General features: G+C 48.4%; 1 protein-coding gene. It reads left to right on the top strand.

What is annotated here, in order from left to right; genetic code table 11:
- Positions 1–95: 95 nt before the first annotated feature.
- Positions 96–473: a hypothetical protein gene (locus tag E1297_RS01130; protein WP_155132828.1), complete on the top strand. Its 378-nt coding sequence runs from the start codon at positions 96–98 to the stop codon at positions 471–473.
- Positions 474–769: the final 296 nt, after the last annotated feature.

The following is a 769-nucleotide window of genomic DNA, read 5'->3' as shown; positions in this document are numbered from 1 at the left end:
GCCGTTTACCCCATGCGCCGGACATACAAATTCCAGCGGCGGCAGTCGGTTGCTGATCGCGAAATATAAGAACCTTCCAAAGGCACGCGAGACGCTTGAGCTGTTCAACAAAGAACAAGGCGCGGCTCGAAAAAGCTGTGCCAGCCCGCATCGGCAATGGACTGGGCGAGTGCCCGACTCAGGAGCATTCCCTTAACGACCAACGTCTCGACGCAAATCGCTTGCTTTCGTCGACTAGTAGTCTCGACATTTTGTGCTTAAAATCATTTTCAATGGGAGTTCTTTGTTACTATGGCGTAATTGAAGCAATCGAGATCAATAATATCGAAGAAAGAAAAGATCGCTACATTCAACAATGCATTGTTGATGCTGATGCTGGTGTAGGTCTCGAACAGGCAGAAAACGGATGCATTATTCGATACTACATGGAAATCGAAAATTTAATGCTTACCAATCATCTAAAAGTGGATTAAAGCATATTGCTTATCCCGTTCGCTCAGGGCCACATCAGATATTGTGTTGAATGCAGGATAGCATTGATTTCCTAAAGCTCAGGAGATCAGATTCGTCAGGGATTGGTAGCAAGTTGGTCGGGCATCCACACAATAATTCGGCCCAAGCACTCAATTGATGATCGTTGGAAAACTGGTTGCAGACTATCGACCTGTTCCCGCACGCCGTGTCAGTATTCGCCTTCCGCGCCTGAATTGCTTGTTTGCAAGGTGCCGGACGGGATCCTGGGGGGCAAGAGCGCACCTCGCACAGCGAG

It is taken from the genome of Roseibium sp. RKSG952, assembly GCF_009711355.1.
Note: the sequence above shows the minus strand (reverse complement) of the source record. Positions and strands in the feature narration are given on the sequence as shown.